Raw genomic sequence first — 14,071 nt, 5'->3', positions numbered from 1 at the left:
TACGTTAGTCAACCCAGGTCAAGCCATGTCCCAAGCACCGCTTCAGCAGTTCTATATACCCGAAGAGCAGTCGGTTTATCTGCTGAGCCATCATGATGCCCGCAAGCTCAAGGACTGGGTGGCGCTGTGCCAGGCGCAGCTCACCCAGCTGGGTTATCAAGGCATTGAGTTGATCGGTAAGGGTGCTTACGGCTTTGTATTCGGCGGTAGTGCACCCCACCAGGGGGCTAACGCTCATTATGTCTTCAAGTTCTCGCGTATTACCCTACCGACGCATCTGCAGGAGCGCCTTGAGGAGGAGGCGTTCATGCTCGACCAGGTGTCGCACCCGCGAATCCCCGGCTTGATTGCCTACCAGCGCTCCCGAGGGCAGTCGATCCTTGTGATGGAGCGTGCCCCCGGCTGGAATCTCGAGCAGGTGTCGCTGCGGCAAGGGCGACTCCCTCCACGCTTAATCGTGCGTATCGCGTCGCAGCTGGCGGATATCCTCATTGCGCTGCGCCGGGAGTCTGGCCGCCAGGCGCGTCCCGTCGTACACGGAGATATCAAGCCCTCCAATTTGGTCTTTGACCCTGAACAAGAGGTGATTGCCCTGATTGACTGGGGCTCATCGGTCTTTGCCCAGCTGGACGCCCAACTGCAGTTTGTGGGCGCCAATGTCATGGAGCTGATGTCGGATAATCTGCAGCAGACCAATGCCCGCCTGGGCGATGTCTACTTTATCGGTGAAGAACAGTTGAATGGCGCGCTCTCATCGCCGCGGTTCGACGAGCAAGGCGCGGCGGGTACCCTGTATGCGCTGGCGTCGGCTCAATCCTGCCGTTTCGGGCACCGCGCCATTCCAGCCAGCTCGCTGGGGCTTCCCATGGAGTTTGCCCGTACCCTGGATGGCATGCTGGACCCCGACCCCCAAGTGCGTCGCAGAGCCGGGGACTACTTCTTGGACAACATGCCGCGCATGGCCAGGGTGGTGATGATTGACTTACCTGAATCGGTGAAGTTGCCACTGGTCCCGGTATGGGTGCGTCCTGCTCGGCAGGAGATCGATACGGTCGTCTATAGCTCGCGGAAGGCCTTTTTGCGTGAGGCAAATGCTCAGGAAACGCTCAATGACGTCAACGATGTGCAGCTTGATCGCTACTACAAGCAGTTTATGCAGGGCATGGGGGAAACCGAAAAAGCCTTCCTGGCATCGGTCAGTCGATTGGGCAAGTATCCGGTGGTAGGCGGGCTGGCGGTACGCTGGGAGCGGGAAGGGGTATATATCGACTCTTCGCTAAACCTTCATGACCCGGCGCTGAAGCCCGCCTTTATTGAAGCGGTGAACAATATGGTGCACTTGGCGCGCGCCATTCATCGTCAGGGGGTGTTTAAAAGCTGCTTGTTTAACGCGCGCCAAACACTGCACTTAGAACGTAATTCCGTGGATGAAGCCTTCGTTAGCGAACCCAGCATGGCGATAGGCTACGAGTTGAGCGCAGTACCGGAGCTCGAGGATCGCACCCGTCAGCACAGCTACTTTGAAGATGGCCCCGACCCAGAAGAGCTTTTGGTACTGCCCGAGGCGATTATGCATGTGCTGCAGAAGCTCAATGATATTCACCACACCGGCATGATTATCTTTGAGGCGTTGCCGCAAAACCTCAAAATACATAGCTACTACCGCCTGCTGGATCCGGCTCGAGAGGGCGAGTTCCGAACGCTGCTGGCGCGCATTCTAGCTTCGGTAGACCAGATAGAGGGCCTAGGCGTCTCGGGCTACATGAAGATGCCCTATAAAGACACGCGCTACTTTACTCATCTTGAAAGCCAACCCGAACGCTACTACCCCCGCGACCCGCGGGAGTATGTCCGAAGGGCAACAACGTCCTAATCACGCTGGCTTAGCCAATGCTAGCTTAATCAAGGGTATTAGCTTCCTCCTGATTGGCCAGCCAGTTGACCAGTTCCTCAGCAAGCTCGTCGCTAGCGATACCAAACGCATTAACCACATCAGGTATATCGGTGCTTATTGATTGCGCGCTGGTGGTGAAGCTTTGAGTCGCGATTGAAGCGCGGTTTTGAGTGCAGACGAGCTGTACATCAAGCTGAACTTTCACCGTGGGCGGATGGGTAGCGTAGTCGCTCTGAAAGTGACGTAGTTCGCTGAGCAGCAGTCGCTCGGAAGGCAGGCTATCGCTACCCACGCTGGCAAATAGACGGCTCTGCTGTAGCCCCGTGATCAAACGCGACTGAAGTAAGTCAGGGGCATCCTCCTGCCAGCGGGCACCTTCATATACATTAACGATATTGCCCTCTGGGTAGACCACAATGCGGTTGCTACTCAGTAAATGTCCCGCCTGGGGAGCAGCCACCGCGAGGCGTTGACGGGTTGTTATAGCATCGGATGACGGGGTAACGGGCTGCACATCGCTACTGGGCAGACGATACAACGTCGCTGGTTCACTTTCGGGCAATATTGAACAACCACTAGTAAATAGCAACGTAGCGCAAACTAAAACGATAACGATGGGGCGCAAAGTCATGGACGAAACTCCTCTACCTGATCACGGCCCAGGAGAAAGTCCGCTGGGCTCTCCTCTAGCTGACGAGTAATACGATCCAGCGTAGCGAGCGTGGAGCGAAGCGAAGAGAGTGCTGGGGCAATATCCTGCGCACCCTGCAGGCTGCCTTCGATGGCGCCAGCGTTAGTCTCTACTAATTGCTCAATACGCTGAGCCGCACGGGCCACATCATCGCTCGCATCGGCGGCGCTCTGCATTACCAGTCGGCCATCTTGACGCAGCAACTGCGTCGCTTCATGGCTAAGTGCATCGATGCTGTTAAGCGTGGTTGTCGCCTGACGAGTCGCCTCGCCGAAAAGCGCCATGTTTTGGTCTAGGACGTCTTGCTGAGTGGCAATCATTTCGGTGATCTGGGCAATGTTGGTTAAAATATTGCCCGTCTCCTCACGATTATTATCGTCAAATAGCTCGTTTACGTTTTTCAGAATTGAGTTGATGTTCTCGATCATATCTTCGCCTTCATCGAACAGCGTGGCGATGGGTGAAGGGTCTGCGCTTATAAACGGGGCCGCGATATCCGATTGGTCAATCAGCAGTGGGGCTTCCGGGGTACCGCCGTGGAGTTGCACGGACATGCTGCCGGTAATACTGGCAAAGGCGAGTTTTGCCCGGGTGTCTGTTTTAATCGGCGCGTCATCGTAGACGCGGATATGGGCAATCACCTGCCGTGGGTCATCAGGATTGAGGTTCAGCTCGGTAACGTCCCCCACCTCAATACCGTTATATTGCACTCGGCTGCCGACCGATAAGCCGCTGACGCTGCGCTCAAAAAGAATACGGTAAGGCTGGTAGCTACGTTCACCGGCTGCGTAGCTCATCCATAGTGCAAACAGTAGCGCCGCGACGGCGGTTCCCAGTGTGAACAGACCTATCAAAACGTGATGCGCGCGGGTTTCCATCGACCCTCACTCCTGAGTGTAAGCATTCGTTGAAGAGGCGGTATGAGCACGCTGAGCGGCTCGACCGCGCGGCCCGTGAAAGTAGTCTTGAACCCACTCGTCGTCGGTGTCCGCCACTTTATCAATGGTATCTACGACTAATACGCGTTTTTGCGAGAGTACCGCTACCCGGTCGCAGGCGGCGTAGAGCGTATCCAAGTCATGGGTAACCAGAAATACGCTGAATCCCAGCGCATCGCGAAGGGTGACCAGCAACTGATCGAAGGCCGCAGCGCCGATAGGATCAAGCCCAGCTGTCGGTTCATCAAGGAATAGAATCTCAGGGTCAAGCGCTAAGGCGCGGGCGAGGGCTGCGCGTTTGACCATGCCACCAGATAGCGACTCAGGAAACTGCAGTGCTGCCTGTGGCGGCAGCCCGACCAACGATAGCTTGACCCTGGCAAGATGCTCGGCGTCTTCACGGGTTAGCCTGGCATGTTCAATTAGCGGCAGGGCAATATTCTCTTGCAGGTTCAACGAGCTAAACAGCGCGCCGCGCTGAAACAGCACGCCAAAGCGCCGCTCTATTTGGCTGCGCTGTGCATCGTCAAGCTCGTTAAGGGTTGTGCCAAGGACTTCAACCGTGCCGTCATTGGGGCGCTTCAAACCGACGATGCTACGTAATAGCACTGATTTACCGGTACCCGAACCGCCTACAACGCCTAGGATTTCCCCGCGTTCGAGGGTTAAATCTAAGTTTTCGTGAACCACATGAGTGCCAAAGCGATTGACCAAGCCTCGAACCTTAATGACCGGTTGGTTGTTTTGCTCTGTCGGTTTATCTGAATCGATCACCAGCCCATCTCCATAAAGAATAGCGCGGCGACGGCATCAATCAGAATCACCATAAAAATCGACTGAACGACGCTTGACGTCGTATGTTCCCCCACCGACTGCGCGCTGCCGCTGACCTTAAAGCCTTCAAGGCAGCCAATAACGGCGATCACAAAGGCAAACACCGGTGCTTTGCTAAGACCTACCAAAAAATGCGTCACCGATACGTCTTTTTGCAGCGTGGCCATAAACTGGGTAAGTGAAATATCCAGTGATAGGGAGGTGACCATAGCGCCTCCCGCTAACCCGCTGAGCATACCCACAAAGGCGAGCATGGGTAAGCTAATCAACATTGCCATTACCCGTGGAAGCACCAAAAGCTCGATAGGATCTAGCCCTTGGGCCTGCAGGGCATCAATCTCTTCGTTGGATCTCATGGCACCGATTTGGGCAGTAAAGGCGCTGGCGGTTCGCCCCGCGAGTAGTATCGCAGCAAGCAGAACGCCAAACTCTCGCAAGAAAGAGAACGCAACAAGATCGATGGTATAAATCGTGGCGCCAAAATCCTGCAAAACGGTAGCGCCAAGGAAAGCCACGACGGCACCCACCATAAAGGTGAGTAGTGCGACGATGGGTACGGCGTTAAGACCGCTCTGCTGAATATGGGCAACGGTGGCCGTTAAGCGCCAGTGGCGTGGCCGCAACGCCAGATGGAAGAGGGTGGCCATGACAAGACCAATAAAGGCCAGCAGCTGGCGCTGCTGAGACCAAAGCCCCACCATTTGTTGGCCCACGCTGGCAAGCGCTTGGCTAATACGTGAATAGGTTGGGGGATCAACGTCAAGCGGTGCTTCCATGGCTTCGGCAATACGAATAAGCAGCGCCTGCTGCTCTCTCGGCAGCCCTGCTGCCCAGTCGGCTACTGCCTGCGCTTTCTCAACGCCGATCAGCTCAACGATGAGTATGGCACCAGCGGTATCTAGGCGCGTGATCGCGTCTAGCGAAACTGTCGCACCCGTTGGCTTGCCGGGCTCTGTGTTAATGAGCTCTGTGTGAATAAGCGCCGTTTTGATATGCCGGTAGTTGGCAAGCGTCCACTCGCCTTTGAGCGCTACTGTTTGATCATGGCGCGCTATCCACTCGCTTGGCATCCCCACTCCTTGGCGCTCTTGAAATCGATGCGCTTGTTTAGAAGTCTATGATGCATTCAAACGAGCGTTAGTGAAAGTCTCCCTGGCTCAAACCTACCTTATAGAGCGATTTCTTGGCGCTAGTTCCTGCTTAATCTGATTAGCGACTTCTTTGAGGCGTGGGCCTAAGTTATTAACCAGTCGATCATGATCCAAACGCAGGCTGGAACCGCCGCAGTTAATTGCCATGACCTCGGCGCCATCTTCCAAAATCAGTGGCATCGCTACCGCGCTAATATCACGCTGCCAATCCTGCTCAGAAAGACAAAAACCGAACTGAGCATAGTCTTTTAAGCTCTGTTGTATGCCCGCTTCATAACGCGGCCAATCATTGCCATACTCGCTCGCCAACTCTTGGAGCACCTGCTGGCGCCGTTCGTCAGACAAGCCGCATAGCCAGGCGCGTCCAATCGCGGAAGTGGCAATGGGTAGGCGGGAGCCAGCATCTAGGCGAATGATTAGCGGGCCGTAGCCGTGGCAGGTTTCCAAATAAACCATATCGCTGCGGTCAGCACCGCCCAGGCTAACGTTGCAGTCGGTAGCATCGGCAAATTTCTGCAAATGCGGACGGGCAATTTCGCGAATGCCCATATTGGCCAGAAAGCGATACCCCAGCGCCAATACACCTGGGCCGAGCCGGTACTTCTCCAGGTGGGTATTGTGCTGGAGATAGCCCAATTGCGTCAGGGTATAAGTTAACCGTGACACCGTCGGGCGAGGGATGTTCGTTCGGTTGGAGAGCTCCGCATTGCCTAAATACTCTTCTCCTGCGCCAAAGGCGCGCAGCAATTCTAAACCGCGCGCTAGCGCGGTCACAAAGTTACGATCTTTACCGGGGAGCTGGGGGTCGTCAGCATCAGTGTCGGTGGGGTGCATTCAATATCCCAACAATAGGTGGCTTATGGCGCTCAGTATCGCATATCTACTTAGACGCAGCGTTCATACCCATCAACGAAATAGCGGCAGTTTGATACTAAATTAACTGTCCAGACGCTCGATAATCGTAGCAATTCCCTGACCGACGCCGATGCACATGGTAACCAACGCATAGCGCCCACCGGTCGCTTCAAGCTGGCGGAGGGCCGTAAGTGCCAAGCGTGCTCCTGAAGCCCCCAGGGGATGGCCGATGGCGATAGCACCCCCGTTGGCATTCAAGCGCGGATCGTCGACGGAGAGACCCAGCTGCTGCACGCAGCCAAGCACCTGAACGGCGAACGCTTCGTTAATTTCAATTACATCCATCTGCTCTAGGGAAAGCCCGGCACGCGCCAACGCCTTTTGCGAAGCGGGTACTGGCCCCAATCCCATAACCCGCGGAGCCACACCGGCAACGGCGCTGGCGACAATGCGCGCACGCGGTGCTAGGCCCACACGTTCACCGGCGCCCTTGGTACCGACTATCATGGCCGCGGCGCCGTCATTCAGACCTGAGGCATTTCCGGCGGTGACAACGCCACCCTCGAATAGCGAGCCCAGTTGGGCCAGCTTGTCTTCGGTGCTTTGTGGGCGGGGGTGTTCGTCTTTATCCACCAGTATTGGCGGTTGTTTACGCCCTTGGGGCACCTCAACGCCCAACATCTCGCCATCATAGAAACCGTCAGCAAGTGCTTTGGCGTAGCGAGCCTGGGAGCGGGCGGCAAAGGCATCGCTGGCATCGCGGCCAATATTCAAGTCATGGGCAATGTTGTCAGCAGTTTCCGGCATGCTGTGGCTGCCGTACTCTTTAGCAATCCAGGGGTTAGGGAAGCGAGAGCCAATCACCGTATCGTACATCGGCTGGTTGCGAGCGTAAGGGGAATCTGCTTTACCCAAGACATAAGGCGCCCGAGACATGGACTCAACGCCGCCCGCTAAAAACAGTTCACCTTCGCCCAATCGTGCCGCCCGGGCAGCATCCATCATCGCTGCCAGGCCGCTGCCGCAAAGTCGGTTGACGGTTTGTCCTGCTACTTCGATGGGCAGGCCTGCCAACAATGCGCCGTGACGGGCCACATTGCGGGAGTCTTCCCCCGCCTGGTTGGTGCAGCCTGCCAGCATTTCTTCATAGCTTTCGAGTGCGAAAGGATTGCGGGCTACTAGTGCTTTAAGCGTCAGTCCCAACAACTCGTCTGGGCGAATAGCCGCTAAGCTGCCGCCGTGGCGACCAAAAGGGGTGCGTAAACCGTCGTAAATATAGGCGTCTTGCATGGTAGTGCTCCTTGTTATTGGGGTGGACGTTAAGCAGCGGTTAGCGGCATTTGCAGTGCGGCACGGCGACGCAGCCACGGGCTTGGCCGATAGCGTGGGTCGCCGGTGGCCTCAAGTAGGTTGGCTAGTATCGTCATAATCCGCGTGGTGCCGAAATGGTCGCCCATGCGCAGCGGACCAAAAGGGTAGCCCAAGCCGAGCTCAACCGCCCGGTCAATAGTCGCGGGTTCTGCGACGCCTTGCTGGGCAATGTCGGCACCGACATTCACGATGCAGGCAATAACGCGCTGGAGAACGAAGCCGTTACTGTCTTGAAGCGTGCTCACCGCCGTACCATCGTGATTGAGAAGGCTTTGCGCTGCTTGAATGAAAGCGGAGTGGGTAATGGGCGTGGCCATCAGGCTGCGGCGTTTATTGAGCCCTGCGAGCATATCCACCGCCACACACTGCTTGGCTTCTACCCCCTGGCGTAGTGCGCAGCTAGTGGCATCTTCGCCGAAAGGGGTAAGCAAACAGAGCGCTTGTTCAGACGGCTGCGTGCCGGTTTCTAACGGCCAGCCCGCCGCATTAACTAGCGCGGTGAGCGCTTTGGCGCTCTCGGGGTCTTCCTGGCTAATCCATACCGGGCAAGGTGAGGCAGGCTTGATGACCGGCTCATCCGGCATCTGCTGCTTGCCTTCTACATAGCGGTAAAAACCTTCTCCGGTTTTGCGCCCCAGTAAGCCCGCGGCCAGGCGTTGCCGGGTTAACGGTGAAGGGCGAAAGCGCGCTTCCTCATAATACTGGTGATACACCGATTCCATTACGGCGTGGGAGACATCCAGCCCGGTAAGGTCAAGCAGCGTAAAGGGTCCCATTCGGAACCCGCCCTGATCGACCATAATGCGGTCAATGGTAGCCGGGTCTGCCACGCTTTCGCCTAAAACACGTAGCGCTTCGGTACCGAAGGCACGCCCAGCATGGTTAACCAGAAACCCAGGGGTATCGGTGGCCTGGGCGGTAAAGTGTCCCATGGCTTCGCCCAGAGCATTGACCCGTTGGGTAACTTCATCTGCAGTGCGCAGGCCAGGAATAACCTCGGTAATCTTCATTAGCGGCACGGGATTAAAGAAGTGAAAACCGATGACCCTCTCAGGGTGCTGGCAGGCTGCGGCAATGGCCGTAACGGAGAGCGAAGAGGTATTGGTCGCTAATACCGCCTGCTGGCTGACGATGTCTTCTAAATCGCTAAACAGCCCCTGCTTGGCCTCCAGCTTCTCGACAATGGCTTCCACCACGATATCGCAAGGGGCCAGCGCGGCAAGCTCGCTGGCTTCAATCAACCGCTCACTATAGTGCTGCGCCTGATCCGCAGTAATGCGCTGCTTTTCGGCACTTCTCTGCCATAGGCCATTAATAAAGGTTTTAGCTTCTTGTACGGCACCCTCTTTAACGTCGAAAAGCATAACGTCTAGACCTGCCTGGGCAGCTAACTGCGCGATGCCACGCCCCATGGCGCCGGTGCCGACGATGCCAAGTGTGGTGAAAGGGGAAGGTGTTGATTCGCTAGCCATACGCTAAGTCCTCTCTGTAAATGGGTGCATATTTAGCATTGTAATTCTGCATTGCAAAATAGTGTTTCAATTATTGACTGCCATCCTAGGCTATGCAAAAGTGCCTGACAAGAATAGTGGACAATGGTTTTGCTATGCAAAATATGCGCACTGTCCACGCTCAGCGCTACTGCTAATGATAAAACGCTAATGATAAAAACTATTGCCACCAGGAGCCGTCATGATTCGCGATCCCGAATTAATTAACCAGCTTGTCGATACCATCGCCCGCTTTGTCCGTGAGCGCCTTATTCCCAATGAGGCACGCCTAGCCGAAGAGGATGCGGTGCCCCCGGAAATTCTTGCGGAAATGAAAGAGATGGGCCTGTTTGGGCTGTCGATTCCAGAAGAGTACGGCGGCCTGGGTCTGACCATGGAAGAAGAAGCGCTGGTGGCGATGGAGATTGGCAAGACATCCCCCGCCTTTCGCTCGGTGTTTGGCACCAATAACGGCATTGGCGCCCAGGGTATTTTGATTGATGGCACCGATGAGCAGAAAGCCAAGTATGTGCCGCGTTTGGCCACTGGTGAGATTCTTAGCTCGTTTTGCCTCACCGAGCCAGATTCCGGCTCCGACGCTGCTAGCCTGCGCACGACGGCGGTGCGGGATGGCGATGACTATATTTTGAACGGTACCAAACGCTATATCACCAATGGCCCAGAAGCCGATCTGTTTACTGTGATGGCGCGCACCAACCTAGAGAATAAGGGCGCAGGCGGTATTTCAGCCTTTATCGTCGAAGGTAATACGCCAGGGTTAATCCGTGGGCCAGCGGATAACAAGATGGGCCAGAAGGGCGCCCATACCTGCGATATTATTTTCGACAACTGCCGGGTGCCCGCAGAAAATATTATTGGCGGAAAAGAGGGGCAAGGCTTTAAAACAGCGATGAAAGTGCTGGACCGTGGGCGGCTGCATATTTCGGCGGTCTGTGTAGGCGTGGCCGAGCGCTTAGTGGAAGAGTCGCTGCGCTACACCATGGAGCGTAAGCAGTTCGGCGCGGCGCTTGCCGAACACCAACTGATCCAAGCCATGCTGGCGGATAGCAAAACCGAAGCCTATGCAGGCAAAACCATGGTGATGGATGCTGCACGGCGTAAAGATGATGGCGAAAATGTTTCGACACTGGCTTCCTGCTGCAAACTGTTCTGTGCCGAAATGGTGGGGCGAGTGGCAGACCGCGCGGTGCAGGTTCACGGTGGTGCTGGCTACATGTCGGAATACGCGGTTGAGCGTTTCTACCGCGATGTGCGGCTATTTCGTATCTACGAAGGGACTACCCAGATTCAACAAATCGTCATTGCTCGCAACATGGTGCGGGAGGCGTCCTAATGGCTTTATCGGTTTCCTACCAAGCGCCGGACGAGCCTATTTTTGGCCGCCTTGCCAGTGAACTGGTGGCCGAGCTTCCCGAGCGTCTTAGTACCCGCGTGCTTGAAAATGCCAAGCTGCTTGGAGAGCACCCGGCTATCGTGGATGGCAATTTGCGCTGGAGTTATGCGGAGCTTGGTCAAGAAATACACGCCGCCTATGACTGGTTAAGCGCATTGGGCATTCGCCCTGGCGACCGGATTATGACGGTGAGTGAAAACTGCCGCGCTCTGGTTGTGCTACTGCTGGCTGCCAGCGAGCTGGATGTCTGGGTGGCCATCGTTAATTCGCGCCTCTCGGCTCAGGAAGTCGATCAAATTCAGGGCAACTGCCTGCCCCGGCGAGTCTTCTATACCTGTGAAGCATCCCAAGAGGCTTGCCAGCACGCCGAGCGCCACGCGGCCGACCGCTACCAGCACCCTCAGTTGGGTGGGCTGGCCATTTCGCCGCTGTATGACAGCGAACCCGAACCGGTATGCGCCAGCGGCGCTGAGCAGGTGGCGGCGATGATCTACACCTCGGGCACCACTGGCACGCCCAAAGGGGTAATGCTGACCCATCGTGGCATTCTCTATATCGCCTCGATTTCTGGTGGCATGCGTCATTTAAGCAAAGGCCAGCGGGTGTACGGCGTGCTGCCGATGTCCCACGTATTTGGCCTCTCTTCGGTGTGCATGGGATCGCTCTATAACGGCGCTTGCCTGTATACCGTGCCGCGTTTTGATGCCGCACATATGCTGGCGACGCTAAAGCAGGAGCGCATTACCGTAATCCAAGGTGTGCCGGCGATGTATGCCCGCGCGTTAGAGTTTTTAAAACGTGAGCAGCGCTCACTAGAAGCGCCCGAACTGATTTACATCTCTGCGGGTGGCTCGCCGTTAGATAGCGACACTAAGGTGCGGGTAGAGGCTGCCTTTGGCCTGACGTTGCACAACGGCTACGGCTTAACCGAGGCTAGCCCCACCATCAGCCAGACCCGTATCGATGATCGCCATGCAACAAGCACCGTTGGCCGGGTATTGCCACTACTTGAGTACCGCCTGGAACCGCTTATCGATAGCGGAACTGCCGAGCAGACCGGAGACGAAGTGGGTGAGCTATGGGTGCGCGGCCCCAACATTATGAAAGGCTACTTTCGCCAGCCGGAAGCCACCCGTGCCACTCTAACCGAAGATGGTTGGCTTAATACCGGCGATATCGCCAAACTCGATCACCATGATCAGCTGTATATTGTGGGGCGTAGCAAAGAGCTAATTATCCGCTCAGGCTTCAATATCTATCCCCCGGATGTCGAAGCGGTGATCAACGAGCACCCGGCAGTCACGCTGGCCGCCGTTGTGGGCCGTCAAATCGCCGGTAACGAAGAAGTCGTGGCATTTGTGCAGTGCGAGCCGGGAGTCGAAGTTGATGTGGCGGAGCTAAAGGCATTTATCGCCGAGCGGTTGGCACCGTACAAACGTCCGACCCAAATTGTATTAATGGATACGCTACCTTCCACCGCCAGCGGCAAGATTCTTAAAGGGCGTCTGCGTGATTTAGCCCAGCAGGAGAGCGCCTCATGAGTCATTCGCCAATACATACTCCCGATACATCTCATCAGGCACTCATGGGCTATCACGAGCTACTGGGTATGCATGTGGTTGAGTGGCAGCAAAACCTTGCCGTAGTTGAACTCACCATTGAGCCAAAGCATCTTAACCGTAGCGGCAATGTTCACGGCGGTGTGCTGGCCTCAATGCTGGATAGCGCTCTTAGCTTGGCAGGCTTGCACTGCGAGGTACCGGGTAATATTCGCCGGGGGATGACGCTGTCACTGACCACCACCTTTGTGGGTCCTGCTCGGCAAGGCGTGCTGCGGGCAACGGGTACGCTGCGCGGCGGTGGGCAGAAAACCTATATGACCAGCGGTGAGATTGTCGATGAATGGGGCAAGCTGGTGGCTATGGGCGAAGGCTCATTTCGCCGCCGCAGTGGCAGTGAATCGTCACAAGGCGTTCCCGACCCGCAGTTGAGGGAGCCTAGCGAGTGAGCCCAGCCCGCCTGCGGGTTTCCTGTTTGCTACTGGTGACGCTTGCCACGCTGATTCATTTGGTCGGTGGCAGCGTGGTGTGGCAAGCCGCAGGCATCGTTGCGCTGCTGCTTTATTTGATGACCCTGAAAGGTCAACTCACCCGCATGGCCAAGGGGCTGCTGTGTGCCGCTGGCGTACTCACGTTGCTCACGCTGTGGCGCTCACCCACGCCTGGGCAGCTGCTGTTTGAGGCGAGTGGGCGTTTTGCGTTTTTTGCCACCTTTGTGGTGGCGCTGAGTATGCTGCGCTTACCTGCCTATCGCTCCCGTTTAGTGCGCCGCTGCGGGCAGAGCATGCTGCTTCAGCCGCCTAGCCGCCGCTACCCAATTTTATCGCTTGGCTCGGCGCTGTTTGGCATCATTCTTAACATTGGCGTGCTGAATCTGTTCGCCGCGATGATCGAGAAGAGCAATACCCTCAGTGCCGCCCAAGGGCGCGCCTGGGTGCGTGAGGCCCGCCAGCGGCGCATGATGCTGGCGCTGCTGCGCGGATTTTCGCTGGCACCGCTGATTTCGCCCATGGGTATTGGGGTGGCCGTGGTGCTTTCAAGCCTTCCCCAGGTCACCTGGCCACAGCTGGCACCCTATATTCTGGGGGCCGCCGCGCTGATTTTTATGGCGGGCTGGGCGGTGGACTATTTCACCGGCCCGCACCCACCCGCCAATAAAACCTATGTCACCCCTTCGCTGCGCCCGTTGGCGCAGTTTAGCATTTTGCTAATCGGCATTGTGGCGCTGGTGTTCTCTATTGCGTGGCTGCTGGAGTTACGTTTGCCGATTGCCGCGCTGCTGGGCGCGCCTACCGGGGCGCTTTTATGGCTGGCTTGGCAGCGTCGTAGGCTAGGCTATGGTGGATTGCCTGCCGCTATAACGGCTGTGCATCGTCAGCTACCTTGGTTGCTATCCCCCAGCGCTAATGAAATCGTGGTGCTGGGGGCGGCAGGCTATTTGGGGCATGTATGCGTGGGCTTGGTGGATACCCAGCAGCTAGCACCGTTATTGGCAGTGCTTGACCCGCTGGGCACTTTAAATGCAGTGTTGGCCATGCTGATGGTGGTGGGGCTAGCGCAAATAGGTGTCAACCCGATTGTTACGGTGACGCTGTTGGTGGGCTTGCTCCCCACGCTGGGCATCGAGGGGTTAACGCCTGCGCTGATTGGGGCATCGTTAATGGTAGGCTGGGCGCTGGCGCTGATGTCATCACCAATGACCGCTTCCATGCTGATTCTATCGCGCTTTACTGGCGTACCCGCCACCCGCATCGGTTACCGCTGGAACGGGCGCTTTCTGATCGCGGCGATACCGCTGCTGGCGTTATGGTTTGGTTGGTCGCCTTTCTGAGTTGGGCTGTTCAAGGAAACGCTTGACCTTTGGCAGGCGTTTT

12 protein-coding genes are annotated in these 14,071 nt (G+C 56.5%); 5 read left to right on the top strand and 7 right to left on the bottom strand.

Translation table 11 applies throughout. From position 1 onward, the window contains the following. Positions 1-25: 25 nt before the first annotated feature. Positions 26-1,873 (top strand): serine/threonine protein kinase, encoded by a 1,848-nt coding sequence (locus V8L70_RS12185; protein WP_336269455.1) that lies wholly within the window; start codon positions 26-28, stop codon positions 1,871-1,873. 25 nt (positions 1,874-1,898) lie between these two features. Here V8L70_RS12185 and V8L70_RS12180 read toward each other — a convergent pair whose 3' ends face one another. The 7 genes from V8L70_RS12180 to V8L70_RS12150 form a co-directional block, all read right to left on the bottom strand. After that, complete coding sequence (locus V8L70_RS12180) at positions 1,899-2,525, bottom strand: ABC-type transport auxiliary lipoprotein family protein (protein ID WP_336269454.1); 627 nt, start codon at positions 2,523-2,525, stop codon at positions 1,899-1,901. Beyond that, positions 2,522-3,463 carry an MlaD family protein gene (locus V8L70_RS12175; RefSeq protein ID WP_336269453.1) on the bottom strand — a complete coding sequence of 314 codons (942 nt, stop codon included), beginning with the start codon at positions 3,461-3,463 and terminating at the stop codon, positions 2,522-2,524. The genes V8L70_RS12180 and V8L70_RS12175 overlap by 4 nt, the downstream gene beginning before the upstream one ends. A gap of 6 nt (positions 3,464-3,469) precedes the next feature. After that, positions 3,470-4,294, bottom strand: coding sequence for an ABC transporter ATP-binding protein (locus V8L70_RS12170; protein WP_336269460.1), 825 nt, complete (start codon positions 4,292-4,294; stop codon positions 3,470-3,472). After that, positions 4,294-5,427 carry an MlaE family ABC transporter permease gene (locus V8L70_RS12165; protein ID WP_336269452.1) on the bottom strand — a complete coding sequence of 378 codons (1,134 nt, stop codon included), beginning with the start codon at positions 5,425-5,427 and terminating at the stop codon, positions 4,294-4,296. Before V8L70_RS12165 ends, V8L70_RS12170 begins: the two co-directional genes overlap by 1 nt. Positions 5,428-5,520: 93 nt before the next feature. Further along, positions 5,521-6,342 carry an IclR family transcriptional regulator gene (locus tag V8L70_RS12160; RefSeq protein ID WP_336269451.1) on the bottom strand — a complete coding sequence of 274 codons (822 nt, stop codon included), beginning with the start codon at positions 6,340-6,342 and terminating at the stop codon, positions 5,521-5,523. A 102-nt stretch (positions 6,343-6,444) separates the two neighbouring features. Then, positions 6,445-7,653 carry a 3-oxoadipyl-CoA thiolase gene (locus V8L70_RS12155; protein WP_101147011.1) on the bottom strand — a complete coding sequence of 403 codons (1,209 nt, stop codon included), beginning with the start codon at positions 7,651-7,653 and terminating at the stop codon, positions 6,445-6,447. Positions 7,654-7,682: 29 nt separating this feature from the next. Beyond that, the gene (locus V8L70_RS12150) at positions 7,683-9,206 is read right to left on the bottom strand and encodes a 3-hydroxyacyl-CoA dehydrogenase (RefSeq protein ID WP_101147010.1); all 1,524 of its coding nucleotides are present in this window, start codon (positions 9,204-9,206) and stop codon (positions 7,683-7,685) included. A 220-nt stretch (positions 9,207-9,426) separates the two neighbouring features. On the opposite strand from V8L70_RS12150, the gene V8L70_RS12145 reads away from it, so the two are divergent. The 4 genes from V8L70_RS12145 to V8L70_RS12130 are packed head-to-tail and all read left to right on the top strand — an operon-like array spanning position 9,427 to position 14,028. Further along, entirely contained in the window at positions 9,427-10,578 is a 1,152-nt protein-coding gene (locus V8L70_RS12145) for an acyl-CoA dehydrogenase family protein (protein ID WP_101147009.1), read from the top strand. Then, entirely contained in the window at positions 10,578-12,179 is a 1,602-nt protein-coding gene (locus V8L70_RS12140; RefSeq protein WP_101147008.1) for a class I adenylate-forming enzyme family protein, read from the top strand. Before V8L70_RS12145 ends, V8L70_RS12140 begins: the two co-directional genes overlap by 1 nt. Continuing rightward, positions 12,176-12,646 carry a PaaI family thioesterase gene (locus tag V8L70_RS12135; RefSeq protein WP_101147007.1) on the top strand — a complete coding sequence of 157 codons (471 nt, stop codon included), beginning with the start codon at positions 12,176-12,178 and terminating at the stop codon, positions 12,644-12,646. Before V8L70_RS12140 ends, V8L70_RS12135 begins: the two co-directional genes overlap by 4 nt. Then, the gene (locus tag V8L70_RS12130) at positions 12,643-14,028 is read left to right on the top strand and encodes a hypothetical protein (protein WP_101147006.1); all 1,386 of its coding nucleotides are present in this window, start codon (positions 12,643-12,645) and stop codon (positions 14,026-14,028) included. The genes V8L70_RS12135 and V8L70_RS12130 overlap by 4 nt, the downstream gene beginning before the upstream one ends. Positions 14,029-14,071 lie beyond the last annotated feature (43 nt).

This window comes from Vreelandella arctica (genome assembly GCF_037070215.1).
Classification (GTDB): Bacteria; Pseudomonadota; Gammaproteobacteria; order Pseudomonadales; family Halomonadaceae; genus Vreelandella; species Vreelandella arctica.
The sequence above is the reverse complement of the archived record's forward strand: the minus strand, read 5'-3'. Positions and strand labels throughout refer to the sequence as shown.

Excerpts from the sequence above, each read along its gene's own strand:
- V8L70_RS12175 (WP_336269453.1), bottom strand. The coding sequence starts at position 3,463 with ATGGAAACCCGCGCGCATCACGTTTTGATAGGTCTGTTCACACTGGGA.
- V8L70_RS12185 (WP_336269455.1), top strand. The coding sequence starts at position 26 with ATGTCCCAAGCACCGCTTCAGCAGTTCTATATACCCGAAGAGCAGTCG.
- V8L70_RS12180 (WP_336269454.1), bottom strand. The coding sequence starts at position 2,525 with ATGACTTTGCGCCCCATCGTTATCGTTTTAGTTTGCGCTACGTTGCTA.
- V8L70_RS12140 (WP_101147008.1), top strand. The coding sequence starts at position 10,578 with ATGGCTTTATCGGTTTCCTACCAAGCGCCGGACGAGCCTATTTTTGGC.
- V8L70_RS12135 (WP_101147007.1), top strand. The coding sequence starts at position 12,176 with ATGAGTCATTCGCCAATACATACTCCCGATACATCTCATCAGGCACTC.
- V8L70_RS12155 (WP_101147011.1), bottom strand. The coding sequence starts at position 7,653 with ATGCAAGACGCCTATATTTACGACGGTTTACGCACCCCTTTTGGTCGC.
- V8L70_RS12165 (WP_336269452.1), bottom strand. The coding sequence starts at position 5,427 with ATGCCAAGCGAGTGGATAGCGCGCCATGATCAAACAGTAGCGCTCAAA.
- V8L70_RS12160 (WP_336269451.1), bottom strand. The coding sequence starts at position 6,342 with ATGCACCCCACCGACACTGATGCTGACGACCCCCAGCTCCCCGGTAAA.
- V8L70_RS12145 (WP_101147009.1), top strand. The coding sequence starts at position 9,427 with ATGATTCGCGATCCCGAATTAATTAACCAGCTTGTCGATACCATCGCC.
- V8L70_RS12150 (WP_101147010.1), bottom strand. The coding sequence starts at position 9,206 with ATGGCTAGCGAATCAACACCTTCCCCTTTCACCACACTTGGCATCGTC.